Raw genomic sequence first — 14,315 nt, 5'->3', positions numbered from 1 at the left:
TCAGGCCCTCCCGAATTCGCGGACGCGCGGGTCGAGCATGGCGAGCAGCATATCGGCGATGATGTTGCCGACGATCAGCGTGGCGGCCAGCACCATCATGAAGGTCGCGGTGACATAGACGTCACCCACCGCCATGGAGCCGACGATGGCGGGGCCGACGGTCGGCAACGCGAAGATGATCGCGGTTTCGATCTCGCCGCTCAGCATGTAGGGCAGCACCACGCCCTGATACATGACGAGCGGGTGCACGGCATTCGGCACCGCATGGCGCATGATGACGGCGCCTTCCGAAAGGCCCTTGGCACGCGCCGTCTCGACATATTGCGCATTCAGCGTATCGAGCAGATTGCCGCGCATCACCCGCATATTATAGGCCAGCCCCCCGAAGACGGCGATGGCGACGACCGGCCAGACGTGGCTGACCAGATCGACGAATTTCGCCCATGACCACGGCGCACCGCCATATTGCGGTGAAAAGAAACTGCCGATCTCCGACACATCGAAATGAAATACCATGAGGTAGACGAGGATCAGCGCCATCAGGAAGCGCGGGATCGTCATGCCGAGGAAGGCAATGGTGGAAAGCAGGTTGTCGACCCAGGAATATTGCCGTGTGGCGGCCCAGATGCCGAAGGCGATGCCAAGTACCGATGCGAAGATGTGGCAGACCAGCGCCAGAGCGATAGTGCGCGGCAGGCGTTCGCCAACCACATCGGCGACCGGCTTGTTGTAATAAAAGCTGTAGCCGAAATCGCCGCGGGTGAGGATGCCGCCGATCCAGTTGAAATATTGAATAACGAGCGGCTTATCGAGTCCGTGTTCGATACGGTATGCCTGCGCCTGCGCTTCCGCCTGCTCGAAGGACGCTCCGCCCTGGTTCATCAGCTGCGAGCGGATGTAATCGGCGTAGTCGCCGGGCGGCGCCTGGATGATGGCGAAAGTCACCACGCTCAGGATCAACAGCACCGGAATGGCGGATGCCACGCGTATCGTCAGAAATCTCAGCATCGAACGGTCTTCCTCGGTTTGGATTGGCCGTGTGTTGCCGGCCGCGCTTCACGCGCGACCGGTACCGGGTGTGCTCCGGGAGGAGTTCTTCAGGTTTTCGTACTTCCGGACATAATGGCGTTACGCACCTTTACCGGAAGCTTCAGTTGATCGGCCCGCCCTCGCCCGGCTTGCCGGGAAGCTGCTCAGGGAAAAGTTCGTATTTGCCCTGCCTGTCGGCCGCGACCCACAGGCGTTCGCGGATGATGGCGTCTTCGGCCCAGTTGAACATGAAGATCGGCGTACCCTGCGGCACATTGGAGAACCGCTTGTTGACGATGAGCGCACCGGGATATTCGGTGAGGCCAATCGTGTAGAGGTTCTGCGTATAGACCTTCTGGTACTGCTTCATCAGATCGGCCCGCTCGGCATTGTCCTGCGAAGATATGAACTTGCGCACAATGTCGGCCATGTCTTTTTCGAAGGGCATCAGGTCCAGTTCCTTGCCTTCGGGTGCGCGATGGTTCCAGCTGGTGCGCGGCCCGACAGGGGCCAGTTGCTCAGTATTCTGCACCACGGATGAAAGCTCGGTGGAATTGCGCCGCACCAGCCAGTCAAACTGCCCGCCATAATGGGCGGCGTCACGCTGGTTTGAATCAAGGCTATTGATGACAACGCGAAGCCCAAGTTTCGCCATCTGGCCAACGAGACCTTCCGCAAGGCTCTTGTCCGTCGCGTACCCGTTGTTGACGAGAAGGGTAATCTCGACATTACGGCCACCAAGCGTTTCCCTGGGGAAATTCAGGAAACCATCGCCATCCGTATCCTTCAGGCCAATCGAAGCCAGTGCAGCCTTGGCAGCCTCGAGGTTGAAGGGGTAATAGACCGTCGAAGAGCGATCATAGAAGCTTGTCCCGGACGAAATGCCACCCGGATAGATCGCCGTGAAAGGCCCCTTCACCAGCGAGTCACCGATCGCCTTGCGATCAAGAGCGGAGGTGACGGCCTGGCGGAACACCTCGTTACGGTTCAGCTCACGAATGGCCTGTCCGCGCTCATCCGGATTGCCCCAGCCATTGGCGGAAAAGTTCATCTGCAGATTGTACCCGATAAGGCGCGGCCCAAAGGCAAGCCGGGCCGGCGCATTGGGGTCAGCGGCGCGTTTCAGCGAGGCGACGAAATTCTCCGGCTGCTCGAGATTGGAGAAATCGCCCGATCCCGCTACGGCCTGCACATCGCGGTCCGCCCAGGTAGAAAGCTTGTAATGGACTTCATTGAGATAGGGCAACTGCTGGCCTTTCTCGTCCACTTTCCAGTAATAGGGGTTGCGCCGCAGCACGATGAGATCATCCGGCCGATAAGAAACCGGAACCCATGCGCCCATGACCGGCATGTTCATATACTCAGGCGGGAACGCGTTTTTGAACTGATTATAGGTGTTCTTGGAATATTTCGGATGCTGGGGTTTCAGAATATGCGACGGCCCGGGGCAGAAGCTCGGATAGGCCATGGTGTAGAGATATTGCTTCGGAAACGCCGCCTTGAACGTCCATTCGACGGTGTAGTCATCGACCTTCTTGAGCGTCGTTCCCTCACCGAAAGCCTCAGGCGATGCACCGCCGCCAAGCGGTGAGACATTCGGATCGATGACGGCGTCTTCCCAGTAGAACATCACGTCATCGGCATTGAAGGGCTGGCCGTCGGACCACTTGGCACCCCTGACGAGATGCATCGTCAGCTTGTGACCATCTTCCGACCACTCCCAGCTTTTCGCCAGATTAGGCAGCGGCTCGGTATCCTTGGCATCCACCTGGAACAGCGGGGCGGTGCGCGTCAGGCATTCGGAAAGGGCGATATCGATGCCGCCCCAGCCCTGGCTCTGGCCTGCAATGTAGTTCCAGCCCTCCGGCCTGCCGCCGACCACATGGCGCATTGTGTCACCATAAACGCCGGCGCCGTCAGGCATGTTGGCCGCCTTGTAGACCAGCGGCTCCTCGGGCAGGCGCTCTTTCAGCGGCGGCAGCTTGCCGGTCTTTTCGAATTTCTCGGTAATCCAGTCGGGTTCGCTGTAGCTTGGCAGCGCCTTGAATTCGAGGATCGAGTCGCGCGCCACATAGTTGATCTTGCCTTCGGCCGGAAATTGCGGCGGCTCGGGCGGCGTAGTGGTCTCGAAGGCATTCGCATTGAGTGCGATCATCGAAACACCGAACCCCAGTGCCGAGATGATACCAATCCTGCGTTGAAGTAACATCGTCATTCCTCCCAAATGGCAGCTCTTCGACCGCCGACCCTCTCTCATCGTTGAGACCGGACGGCGAACTCCCTTCCGCCGCCGGCCTTTTCCCATGTCTTTTCCTTCAAACAGCCTTTTTCAGCGCCGATTTCTCGGCCCGCAATTCCTCGATGGAACGCACGTTGCGGCGCGCGGCACCCGCCCAGTCACGGGTCTTGACGCTGGACTTCGCAAGTCGCTCCTTCGCCGCCGGAACGGCATCGGCATATTGCGGCAGCCAGCGCGCCTGAGCGACAACCATCTCGTCAACCATCTGCCAGACCTCCTCCGGCGTGGCGACGGCGCCGACCAGCGGATCATGCAGCACGGCGAGTTTCAAAAGATCGATATCGCCAGTGACTGCCGCATGGACCGACATGCGCTGCACGTTGATGGACGCCATGCAGGTGGCCGCGCAGGCTTCCGGCAACGTGATGCCGGAAACCATGTTGATGCCGAAACGGTCGACAAAACCGGGCGATTCGATGATGGCGTCCGCCGGCAGATTGCTGATGACGCCATTGTTCTTGACGTTGAAGTGGCCGCGATAGACACGCCCGGTCTCCAGCGCCTCAAGAATATGGCTTGCATGTTCGTTGGAGCGCTTGGCCGGATCAATCGGCTTGTCGGCCGAGGCGAGAAACTGCGGGAACTCCGTTTCGAACCAGTTGCGCGTTTCGGTGGAGTGGCGGAGATAACCGCCGGTTTCCCCGTGAATCCAGTCGGACATGTCGATCCAGCGGGCGATTTCCTCTGGCCGCTTACGATACCACGGCAGATATTCGGAGAGATGGCCGTTGCTTTCGGTCGAATAGACCCCGAAGCGCTTCAGCACGTCGATGCGAAGCTTCTCCTGCTGCGAGAAGACCGGATGCGCCTCAAACGCGGCAACCAGCTCCTCCTTACCGATCTTGCGGCCATTGAGCCGCAGATCGATGAACCATGTCTGGTGGTTGATGCCGGAGCAGATGTAATCGAGTTCTGCCGGGGATTTCGCACCGAGGATTTCGGCAATCTGTTCCGCCCCGTGCTGAACGCCATGGCAGAGACCGACCGTATCCACCTTGCCATATTCGATGGCTGCCCAAGTGTTCATGGCCATGGGGTTGGCATAGTTCAGGAACTTTGCGCCGGGTGCCGCAACCTCGCGGATATCCTTGCAGAAATCGAGAATGACGGGAATGTTGCGCTGACCGTAGAGAATGCCGCCGGCGCAGATTGTATCGCCTACGCACTGGTCGATGCCGTATTTCAGCGGAATGCGGATATCGTCCGCATAGGCTTCGAGCCCGCCGACCCGCACGCAGCTGATGATGTATTTCGCGCCCTCCAGCGCCCGGCGGCGGTCCGTATGGGCGGTCACCTTCACGGGGAAACCATTTGCCTCAATGATCTTGTCAAGGATCGCCCTGATCATATCGAGATTGTGCTGGCTGATATCCGTGAGCGCGACTTCAATATCGCGAAACTCCGGCACACACAGGAGATCGGTGAACAGTTTTTTCGTGAAACCGACGCTGCCAGCGCCAATAATAGCGATTTTGAAACTCATAACGCCACCTCTGTTGCAAATCGAACGGGTGAAACGGGCCGAAGGATCGTAAAATGGCATTGCAGAAAAATACCCGTGAGAATCCCGGAAAACCGGCCTTCCTCTCCAATTTTTCAGCAACAATATCCTGCTGGCTGTCTCCTCGCATCGGGATTATGCGTATAATACCGACGAGGACCAGAGAAGGATTATGCTTTCATGGGTAATTTTGTGCTGCGGGATTTGATCGATCAGGGACCCGGCATGCGAACCGTCTCGCTGCCGCGCGGCCGCCAGACGCTGCACACCATGCCGACCAGCAGCGGCTACGAAATCCGCCGTGGCGGTACTTACGACTGGGATGGTCGCAAACGCGGGCAGACGCCCTTTACCGTCCTGCAATATTGCATCAGCGGTCAGGGCAACCTGCGCTATGAGAACCGTCATTACGTGGTCAGGCCCGGCGAAACCCTGCTGCTGCTCATTCCCCACAATCACCGCTACTGGCTGGAAGATGGCAAGGAGTGGGAGTTCTTCTGGATTTCAATGAATGGCGAGGAAGCGCTCCGCATCCACCGCAACATTCTCTCCGTCACCGGCCCGATCCTCAAGCTGCAGCCGGAAACGGTGGATCATCTCGCCGGATGCTGCTCACGTCTCGTCAATGGTGCCGAGACACCGGGGGCGGCGTCGGCTGTCGCCTATGAGGCGGCGATGACGCTTTATGACGATGTCTTCGGCTCGCATCCTTCCTTTGGCGGCGAATATCGCACGATGCAGCAGGTGCTGAGCTATATAGACAGCCACCTTGGCGACCGACTTTCCGTCAGCGACCTGGCCGCCGTGGCGGGTCTCAGCCGCGCGCATTTTTCCCGAATCTTCACCGCAAGCGAAGGCCTGCCGCCGGCGGAATTCGTCTTGCAAAGACGCCTGAGACGGGCAGCCAAGCTATTGACGACTGCAGCCCACGTTCCGATCAAGGAAGTCTCGGTGCTATGCGGCTTCGAGGATCCGAACTATTTCTCGAAGGTGTTCCGCAGGCTTTACGGCACCAATCCGAGCGAATTCCGCACCACCGGCATGTATGCCAGTGTGAGGCAGGGCTGACGCGAAACAGGACTTGGTTTTGACATGTTTCAGGCGATTAAGAATAGGCGTTACACCTTCTTTGGAGGCTGGCAGAGGTGAACAGCAAAATCCGGACGATTCTCCTCTTTCCGCTCAGGGCGATCATCGTTTTCGCCATGGTCCTCGACGGCATTTTCCGCCCGCTCTACCGACCGGTCATCAGGGCCCTGTCGAACCTGAAAATCATCCAGCGGCTGGAAAGCCGGATAGCGCAGCTGCCGCGCCTTGCCATTCTACTCTGTCTCGCCGTTCCCTTCGCGATTGCGGAACCGATGAAGATCATCGGCCTCGTCCTCTTCGCCCATGGGGCTTTCAAGTCGGGGGTAGTTCTGACGATCATTGCCCATCTTTCCACCTTCCTGATTGTCGAACGCATCTACCATGCCGGCCGGGAAAAGCTTCTCACCTATGGCTGGCTCGCCTGGATCATGCGCTATGTGCGTTTTGCCCGTTCGTTTTACGACCGTTTGAAACTTGCGGCGCTGAGCTGGATTAGGCTTCGGCTCCTTGCACAATCGCGATAGAACCTGCCCGTCATCTTTTGCGGCGCAGCCTTTTCAAGAGATATTCCGCAAGCGCAGTCGATTGCAGCGACACGAGAATGATGACGATGCCGAACACAACGCGGGCTTCAGGCACTTCGTCGAACAGAAAATATCCGACCGCAGTCACAAACAGGATCGACAGATAGCTGACCGGCGCAAGGACGCTTGCATCCGCGATACGATAGGCCCGCAGAAAGCAATATTGTCCCATCTGCGCCAGCAATCCGATGCCGAGCAACGGAACCCAGTCAAATGACGCAACCGGCTTCCATGTCCAGATTGCCGGAATGGCGGTGATGACGGCGAGGCCCACCGTATAGAACACCATCATGACAGTGGTGTTCTCCCGCCGCAGCGCTCGTGTCTGGATAACCGCAAGCGCACCGAACACCACCGATATCAGCACAACGATCACGCCCACGCCAAATTCCGCGCCGCCCGGCCCAATGACGACCAGAACGCCGACAAACGCAAGACAGGCTCCCGCCCAGCGAAAGCGGCTCACGCTTTCGCCAAGAAAGGCGACAGCCAGCGCCATCGTCACCAATGGCCGGGAAAAACCAACGGCATTGACGGTCGCAAGCGGCAACAGGGTGATGGCGATGAAATTGCTGGTGAGTGCGATGGCATTGCAGCAGATGCGGAAAATGTTACGCCAGGGATATTGGATGCGCGCCATTTCTCCCCGGTGCCGCCAGATGAGTGGCAGGATGAACATCAGGCCAATCATCGCCCTGATGAAGACGAGCTGGAAGGCGGGATAGGTGACGCCTTGCGCCTTGACGAGCGCGGTCATACCGCCCGCAACAAGGGTCATGTCCAGCAACAGCCAGCCTATGCCCGCGCGGGTGTCCGTTTCGCGAGGGCCTTGCTGTTCTTCGCTTTGATCGTCGCCATTCACGCCGGTTGCACAAGATTGGCCATGAGGCGGAAAGCGCCAGGCACAAGCTTGTCCATCTGGTGATGCAGCACGAGGCTGGTATGGGTATGCCTACCCTTGCCGATGACGCCCGAAACCAGCGCACCCTTCAGCGGCTGCTCATCGACATCATGCATGGCGAGCAATGGCTCGTAGACATCATCCCAGCGCGAGGCGAAATAAAGCCCGCGCTCCTTGTCCCAGCCCCCCCAGTCGGCGGCATCAATCCTGTTGGGCCCGGCAAGCAGCGGATGGTCGGGCAAGAGCACCGTTACCTCCGCCTGCGGATCGGTCACACGCCAGCGCAGGGAAGGCTTGCCGATCTCAAGACGCCGAACTGGTGTCGTTTCCGGATTCCATCCGTCAGTCGGCCGGTGATAGAGCGTGACCAGATGACCGCCGTTTTTGACGAAGCGGTGAAGTTTCTCCGTCTCGGCAGCGAGATCCCTGCGGATGCCGAAGGCGAAGATGCCGATAACGATCGTCGTAAAGGATGACAGGTCCCCGCCAAGCGCCTGAGCGTCGAGGTCGGTGACATCGAGTCCCATTCGCGACAGCCAAAGACCCACCCTGTCAGCACCACCACCGACATAGCCGATCCGCGCCTTCTCGGGCAGCTGCAGGTCCAGCGAGAGGATTTTCAGAACGGACGGCGCCAGAAACCTTGCCCGACCGATGTGCGGATAAGCGATCGGCGTTATCTGAAAAGCGGGTTGCGCACCGACAAGCGCCTCGATCTGGGCAAGGCCCACCCTGGCCTCGCCGTTACGTTCGGCTATCCAGTCGCCGCCGTTCTTGCGCAGGTTCCAGCCGCCCGTATTCCTGAACGACAGCGACGCATCGGCGCCCTTTATATGAGCCTGAAAGACATGAGCCTCCTGCCCCTGTCCGAGGGGAACCAGAAGAGCGTCCGGCGCAATCGTCAGCGACTGCGCCGGCGTCACGAAAAACGGTTCCTCAAGGTCGAAGGCGGCCGAAACCGTTCTGCCTTCAACCGTTGCGGAAAGCCGCACTGAGGCATGGCCATTGCCGCCCATGGCTTTCCAGTCAGGCTGATACAGCCCGGAAACAGGTGCATCCTGATCCGCGACAAGCGTAAAGACCCGCCTCTCGCCAAGCGACTGGATGGATGACGATACACCTGATGGCAGGACCGGGGTGACCTCGACATCAATGTGAGCCGCCTTGTCTGAAAGCTCCACGGAAAGAACCGACGTTCCACCTGGTACGATCTCCGCCGGCGCGGCGTAGGCCCGCTCGAAAACATCAAGCGCCGTCAGGATGGCGGCATCGACCTGCGCCCGTTTGCGCCTGATCCGATGTCCGTGCAGTTCCGTGAAATCCGTCGTGGCGGATTCGTCCACCGTCTGCAAAAGCGCTGCAGCCGCAAGAAGTGACGCCGTGATCCGCTGCCTGTCGGGAAAGGCTGATATCGCTTCGCTTATCGCCTGTTCCGCCTTGACCAGCGCCTTTGCCAATTCGGTATCCAGGCCCGGGAACACCGCAAGGTCTGACAACGAAGACGGCAGCCCGTCGAGGATCGAGTGTTCTTGGCCCCCTGCATCACTGGCGAGTTCGAGATGCAGCGGCCAGACCTCTTGCGCCAGCTTAGGCCAATGTCCCATTCCCTGAGAAGCGTGATAATAACGCGACCATTCGCCGATCCGGTCATATTGCGCGCCAGTCGCCTGCTCCCTGCCGCGAGCATTTACCGTTACGGTCGTCTCCGGCGGCGGCACTTCGTCATCATAGGTGTCACCACCGCCCGACCACGCGGGAAGGTAATATTTCTCCACCTGCCACGGCTTCAGCCCCTCTGCAAGATGTTCAGGAAAGGCCGCAGGGTCCGCCGCCAGCGCGATGGCGCTCTTTGCCGCACGCGTCATGGCGCGGTGGTGCCCATGTTGTCCCGGCACATCGAGAAAGGTCGGGATGACGATATCCGGCCGCTCTTTGCGATAGGCGCGCACCAGCCGCTCAATGATGCGCTGCTGCCCCCAGCGGCCAAAGGTCTGGTCGCCATCCTTGGAGAACCCGAAGTCATGAATGAGATCCGCCGGCCCATGGCCGAGCCAGCTGATATCCGCATCGATGACGCGGGCCGCCTCCTCCAGCTCCCGCGAGCGGATGACGCCCAGCGCGCCAAGTCTTTCCGGCCCCAGCGCATTCTGACCGCCCTCGCCACGTGTCGAGCAGGCGATGATGGTACGCATGCCAAGCTCCATGCGGAAATAGGCAAGCAACCCGTTCTGCTCGTCGTCCGGATGCGCGCCGGTATGCATGACGGTCACCGTGGACTTCAGCGCGCTCAGCCTGCGATGCAGGCGTATGAGCCACGGATCGGCCATTTGCCGTTCGATGCGCTCCCGGGGGGTAAGCATGGGCGGTCTCCTCCAATATTCAGCCGGGTGCCTGCGCTGCGGCTCCCATGGATGTCTCAAGTTTTGGCGTGACGATATCGAAAAGCGGCAAGGCGGCAGCGCCAAGGGCAGCAGTCAACTGCCCGGACTTGCCATGGATGACACGCGGAAGTTCCCGCTGCCTGCGACTTGCGACCGAGGTCGGCAAAGGCCCCATCCGTGCAATGATTTCACTGATGATGACCTCAGGCAGAGCGCCGCCGAGAATGACTGTCTGCGGATCGAGAATATTCTCGAGCATCGCCACCATGGGCGCCAGATGCGCCGCAGCTTCGTCGATCCATTCCCTCACCACGGGATGGCCTGCCTTGAACAGGGCCTCCAGATCATCAAGTTCCGTATCCGCAACACCGGCGCATACAAGCTTTTCCTTCAGTACATAGACTGAGGCATAAGCCTCCAGGCACCCTCTCTGCCCGCAGGAAGGACAAGGCCTTCCCCTCGGCGAAACAGTCACGTGGCCGATTTCGCCGGCATTCCCGAATGCACCGCGATAGGGCGCGCCATCCTGGATGATGCCGAGGCCGATACCCACGCCGAAATAGATCATGCAGAAATTCGGGATCGCCAGACCAGCACCAAACAGCCGCTCCCCGACTGCTGCAGCCGTGGCATCGTTTTCAACCACGACCGGCTGGCCGCAGGCTTCGCCCAGCATCTGCCGGGCATCAATGCCGCCCCAGCCGGAAAGCGTCGTCGGTCCCACCGAAGTCATGCCATCGATCTCGAAGGGACCGGGCATGACGACCCCGGTGCCGAGCAGCCTGCAGCCTAGATTTTTGGCAACGGCGTCATGCTCGGCGGCAAAGGTCTTGAATATGGCTTCCGGTGTCGTGTCCGAGAGCGGCGTGATGCGCTGCGTGCGAAGATCGCCGGCGAGATCAAGACCGACGGTGACCATATGGTCGGCGGCGATTTCCACGCCGATCGTCGCCCCGCCATCCGGGTTGACCGAAAACTGGATCGGCGGCTGGCCGCGACCGGAGCGACGACGGCCGAGCTCCTTCAGCAACTCCTCGCCCATGAGTTCATCGACGATATTGGCGACCGCCTGCGGCGTCAGATGCGTGATCTTGGCGATCTGGGCGCGGCCGAGGGAGCCGTGCCGCCTGACAATATCGAGGACGACTCGCCTGTTATGTTCGCGGCTCCGCTCAGGGTTTTTTCCGATTGCTACGGGATAAGCGTCCACCGTGTGCACCGTCATCTCTTCAACTTCCCGTCTGTTAGAAAATTAATAGCGTCGAACCGACGATAAGCGCAATATAATAATTCAAGTAAATTATCTTATTGACAAATGCCTGCCTTCAGAGAACCGTAAGAGCGACCGGGGGTCAGGCTTGCCCGGGCGGAAGAGGAAACTCCGCCACCGGCAAATCGATGAGCGCGCGCGAAAGCGCGGAAAAGGGAACGATGGCTCCGCATCCGGAAGACCGGGCGGAGGAAAAGGAGGCTTACATGCGCAGGGCAACTCTGTTCGCCGGCTTGGTTGCCGGTTTCAGCACATTTGCATTCAACGCCGCGCAGGCGGTTGAAATCGAATATTGGCAATATGTCTTCGACACCCGCGTGAAGGCCATGGACGAGCTGATCGCACAGTTCCAGAAGGCCAATCCCGACATCACCGTCAAGCAGGTAACCTTCCCTTATGCCGATTACCAGACGCGCGTGATTGCCGCCAATATGTCCGGCAAGGGCCCGGACGTGATGCAGCTGTTTTACGGCTGGCTCGACAAGTTCGCGGCGGGCGGGATTTTGCAGCCACTGCCAACAGACGCTTTCCCGCATGACAAGATCGAAAGCGAATTTTTCCCGATCGTCAGCGCCATGAAACGCGGCGAGGACTATTACGGGCTGCCGACCGCGGTTCGTTCGCTTGCACTGTTCTACAACAAGAAGCTCTTTACCGAGGCGGGCCTCGATCCCGCAAATCCGCCGAAGACGCTCGATGAATTCGTCGCCGCCGCGCAAAAGATCGCCAAGCACGATGCCGCCGGCAATCTCACCGTCGCCGGTTCCACGCTCGATATGGGCGGACAGGATCACCAATGGTGGCGTGAGGTGCTCATCCGCCAATATGGTGGCGAGCCCTATACCGACAACGACCAGAAGGTCGCATATAATAGCGAGCCGGGCATCCAGGCTCTGAAATTCTACACCAGTCTGCAGCTCGAAAAAAAGATCGGTCAGGCGGGTTTCATGGATGAAGGCCAGGCCGCCTTCCGCGCGGGCAAGGCGGGCATGACCATCGACGGCACTTTCCGGCTGGGCTCGTTCCGCACCATCAAGGATTTCGAGTGGGGCGTGACCGAACTTCCGACCAATGACAAGAATATCCGCTCCAACTATGCGAGCTATTTCGCCAACGGCATCAGCGCCAAGACAACGGGTGAAGAGCTTGAGGCGTCCAAGAAGTTCCTCGCCTATATCTCTTCACCGGAAGCCATGGCGATATGGCTGAAGACAGTGGGCGAACTGCCGGCGCGACGCTCCGCAGCGCTGACCGAAGAAAACCTGAAGGACCCGATCTACGCGCCGTTCCTGAAGGGTCTGGAATATGCCCACACGACACTGTTCATGGATGAGGCCGCCCAGCGCCAGAACGCCATTGACATGACCAACCGGGTCCTGCTCGAGGGCCAGTCGGTTGAAGATTCCATCAAGCAGGCCGCCGAGGCCGAGCAGGAAATCATCGACGCGGCGAAACCCTGAAAACCGCAGGTCCAATCATGACAGCGACAGATCAACAGGGGGCGGTATCCGGCCGCCCCGGCGGCTCCTTTGGGGACCGTCTTTCCATGCGCACGAAACGGCTCTTATGGATATGGAGCTTTCTGGCGATCCCTATCCTGTTTTACAGCATCATCCGTTTTTACCCGACGCTGCAGGCCTTCTATCTGTCCTTCACCAACTGGGACCTGCTGAGGCCGGCAAAGTTCATCGGCGTCGCCAATTACGTCAAGCTCTTCAAAGACCCGCAATTCTGGAAGGTGTTCAAGAACACCTTCGCGTATCTCATCGTCGGCACGCCGATCAGCCTCGTGCTCGCCTTCGTCATCGCCTTTTATCTCGACCGCGTACGCATCCTGCACGGTTTCATCCGTGCGCTTTATTTCCTGCCCTATCTGACGACGGCGGCCGCGATGGCCTGGGTCTGGCGCTGGTTCTATCAACCGCCGCCCATCGGCATCATCAACGACGTCTTCGCACTTCTCGGCATTCCGCAGCAACCCTTCATCCGCTCTACGGACCAAGCGCTTTATTCGATCATGGTGACAGCCATCTGGGCAGGCCTTGGCTTCCAGATCATCATCTTCATGGCCGGGCTGCGCGCCATTCCAACGACATTTTACGAAGCCGCCCGCATCGACGGGCTGGGCGAATGGGCGATCCTGCGCAAGATCACGCTTCCGCTTCTGAAACCCACCACGGTCTTCCTCGTGGTCTTCTCGTCCATCGGTTTCCTGCGCATCTTCGACCAGGTCTACAACATGACGACCAATGATCCGGGCGGACCGCTCGGCTCAACGAAACCGCTGGTGCTGATGATCTATCAGACGGCGTTCAATTCCTATGCCATGGGTTATGCGGCAGCGCAGACGGTCGTCCTGTTTACCATTCTTCTCGTCGTATCGCTGATCCAGCTCTGGGTCCTGAGGGAAAAGAAATGAGCGAAGCAAAGCCACTTTCCCACGCCCGTATCCGCCCCGGTCGCATTCTCGCCTGGACGTTGCTGTTCATCGGCGGCGTGATCATGGTTTCGCCGCTACTATTCATGTTCTCGACCTCGTTCAAGACGGCGGACCAGGTCTATGATCTCAGGCTCATTCCCGCAGCACCGACGCTTGCCAACTATATCACGGTCATGGCCGACGGACGTTTCCTGCGCTGGTTCTTCAACTCCATGCTGGTTGCTGTCATCGTTACCGTCTCCAACTGCTTCTTTGACAGTCTGGTCGGGTACACGCTGGCGAAGTTCGAGTTTCGCGGCCGCTACTTCATCTTCCTCGCCATCCTGTCCACGCTGATGATCCCGACCGAAATGCTCGTCATTCCCTGGTATCTGATGTCCAGCCAGCTGGGCTGGCTCGACAGCTACTGGGGCATCATGTTCCCCGGCATGATGACGGCCTTCGGCACCTTCCTGATGAAGCAGTTCTTCGAGACGGTTCCGAACGACTTCATCGAGGCCGCACGCGTTGACGGGCTGAACGAATTCCAGATCTGGTGGAAAGTCGCCCTGCCGCTGGTGACGCCCGCGCTCTCCGCACTCGCGATCTTCACCTTCCTCGGCAACTGGACAGCATTCTTCTGGCCTCTGATCGTCACGACAAGCAAGGAACTCTACACCCTGCCGGTCGGTCTTTCGAGCTTTGCCGTGGAACAACAGATCCAGTGGGAAATGATCATGACGGGCGCAGCCATTGCGACCATCCCCACCCTCATCGTCTTCATCGTCCTGCAACGCTACATCGTGCGCGGTGTGATGCTGGCGGGCTTGAAAGGATAATAT

Annotated in this window: 11 protein-coding genes; 5 read left to right on the top strand and 6 right to left on the bottom strand. The window is 59.2% G+C overall.

All coding sequences use genetic code 11. The features are described from left to right. The 3 genes from BTN45_RS23325 to BTN45_RS23315 all read right to left on the bottom strand — a co-directional run bounded on the left by BTN45_RS23325 (nt 1) and on the right by BTN45_RS23315 (nt 4,811). Complete coding sequence (locus BTN45_RS23325; protein ID WP_004444659.1) at nt 1-1,008, bottom strand: ABC transporter permease; 1,008 nt, start codon at nt 1,006-1,008, stop codon at nt 1-3. 142 nt (nt 1,009-1,150) lie between these two features. After that, nucleotides 1,151-3,238 carry an ABC transporter substrate-binding protein gene (locus tag BTN45_RS23320; protein ID WP_207591377.1) on the bottom strand — a complete coding sequence of 696 codons (2,088 nt, stop codon included), beginning with the start codon at nt 3,236-3,238 and terminating at the stop codon, nt 1,151-1,153. A 106-nt stretch (nt 3,239-3,344) separates the two neighbouring features. Continuing rightward, the gene (locus tag BTN45_RS23315) at nt 3,345-4,811 is read right to left on the bottom strand and encodes an alpha-glucosidase/alpha-galactosidase (protein ID WP_207591374.1); all 1,467 of its coding nucleotides are present in this window, start codon (nt 4,809-4,811) and stop codon (nt 3,345-3,347) included. A gap of 198 nt (nt 4,812-5,009) precedes the next feature. On the opposite strand from BTN45_RS23315, the gene BTN45_RS23310 reads away from it, so the two are divergent. Together BTN45_RS23310 and BTN45_RS23305 are read left to right on the top strand one after the other, a co-directional pair. After that, on the top strand, nt 5,010-5,897 hold the full coding sequence (locus BTN45_RS23310) for an AraC family transcriptional regulator (protein WP_207591372.1): 888 nt from the start codon (nt 5,010-5,012) through the stop codon (nt 5,895-5,897). A 77-nt stretch (nt 5,898-5,974) separates the two neighbouring features. Beyond that, entirely contained in the window at nt 5,975-6,442 is a 468-nt protein-coding gene (locus BTN45_RS23305; protein ID WP_207591370.1) for a hypothetical protein, read from the top strand. 10 nt (nt 6,443-6,452) lie between these two features. Here BTN45_RS23305 and BTN45_RS23300 read toward each other — a convergent pair whose 3' ends face one another. From BTN45_RS23300 to BTN45_RS23290, 3 genes are read right to left on the bottom strand one after another with little or no spacing between them, the layout of a single operon-like run. Further along, nucleotides 6,453-7,364 carry a DMT family transporter gene (locus BTN45_RS23300; protein WP_035209532.1) on the bottom strand — a complete coding sequence of 304 codons (912 nt, stop codon included), beginning with the start codon at nt 7,362-7,364 and terminating at the stop codon, nt 6,453-6,455. Next, nucleotides 7,361-9,763: a PIG-L family deacetylase gene (locus tag BTN45_RS23295; RefSeq protein ID WP_207591368.1), complete on the bottom strand. Its 2,403-nt coding sequence runs from the start codon at nt 9,761-9,763 to the stop codon at nt 7,361-7,363. Before BTN45_RS23295 ends, BTN45_RS23300 begins: the two co-directional genes overlap by 4 nt. A 19-nt stretch (nt 9,764-9,782) precedes the next feature. Next, entirely contained in the window at nt 9,783-11,009 is a 1,227-nt protein-coding gene (locus BTN45_RS23290) for an ROK family transcriptional regulator (protein WP_100911500.1), read from the bottom strand. A gap of 251 nt (nt 11,010-11,260) precedes the next feature. On the opposite strand from BTN45_RS23290, the gene BTN45_RS23285 reads away from it, so the two are divergent. From BTN45_RS23285 to BTN45_RS23275, 3 genes are read left to right on the top strand one after another with little or no spacing between them, the layout of a single operon-like run. Further along, nucleotides 11,261-12,514, top strand: a complete 1,254-nt coding sequence (locus tag BTN45_RS23285; RefSeq protein WP_037092597.1) for an extracellular solute-binding protein — start codon at nt 11,261-11,263, stop codon at nt 12,512-12,514. A gap of 17 nt (nt 12,515-12,531) precedes the next feature. Continuing rightward, nucleotides 12,532-13,473 carry a sugar ABC transporter permease gene (locus tag BTN45_RS23280; protein ID WP_045533932.1) on the top strand — a complete coding sequence of 314 codons (942 nt, stop codon included), beginning with the start codon at nt 12,532-12,534 and terminating at the stop codon, nt 13,471-13,473. Next, nucleotides 13,470-14,312, top strand: coding sequence for a carbohydrate ABC transporter permease (locus BTN45_RS23275; RefSeq protein WP_044458934.1), 843 nt, complete (start codon nt 13,470-13,472; stop codon nt 14,310-14,312). Before BTN45_RS23280 ends, BTN45_RS23275 begins: the two co-directional genes overlap by 4 nt. Nucleotides 14,313-14,315 lie beyond the last annotated feature (3 nt).

The sequence above is a fragment of the Rhizobium sp. ZX09 genome (genome assembly GCF_017357485.1).
Classification (GTDB): Bacteria; Pseudomonadota; Alphaproteobacteria; order Rhizobiales; family Rhizobiaceae; genus Agrobacterium; species Agrobacterium pusense.
This window is presented reverse-complemented; position numbering and strand designations above follow the sequence as displayed.

What these genes read in the sequence shown, in the direction of transcription:
- BTN45_RS23295 (WP_207591368.1), bottom strand. Translation starts at nt 9,763, where the DNA reads ATGCTTACCCCCCGGGAGCGCATCGAACGGCAAATGGCCGATCCGTGG.
- BTN45_RS23320 (WP_207591377.1), bottom strand. Translation starts at nt 3,238, where the DNA reads ATGTTACTTCAACGCAGGATTGGTATCATCTCGGCACTGGGGTTCGGT.
- BTN45_RS23280 (WP_045533932.1), top strand. Translation starts at nt 12,532, where the DNA reads ATGACAGCGACAGATCAACAGGGGGCGGTATCCGGCCGCCCCGGCGGC.
- BTN45_RS23325 (WP_004444659.1), bottom strand. Translation starts at nt 1,008, where the DNA reads ATGCTGAGATTTCTGACGATACGCGTGGCATCCGCCATTCCGGTGCTG.
- BTN45_RS23285 (WP_037092597.1), top strand. Translation starts at nt 11,261, where the DNA reads ATGCGCAGGGCAACTCTGTTCGCCGGCTTGGTTGCCGGTTTCAGCACA.
- BTN45_RS23310 (WP_207591372.1), top strand. Translation starts at nt 5,010, where the DNA reads ATGGGTAATTTTGTGCTGCGGGATTTGATCGATCAGGGACCCGGCATG.
- BTN45_RS23290 (WP_100911500.1), bottom strand. Translation starts at nt 11,009, where the DNA reads ATGACGGTGCACACGGTGGACGCTTATCCCGTAGCAATCGGAAAAAAC.
- BTN45_RS23315 (WP_207591374.1), bottom strand. Translation starts at nt 4,811, where the DNA reads ATGAGTTTCAAAATCGCTATTATTGGCGCTGGCAGCGTCGGTTTCACG.
- BTN45_RS23275 (WP_044458934.1), top strand. Translation starts at nt 13,470, where the DNA reads ATGAGCGAAGCAAAGCCACTTTCCCACGCCCGTATCCGCCCCGGTCGC.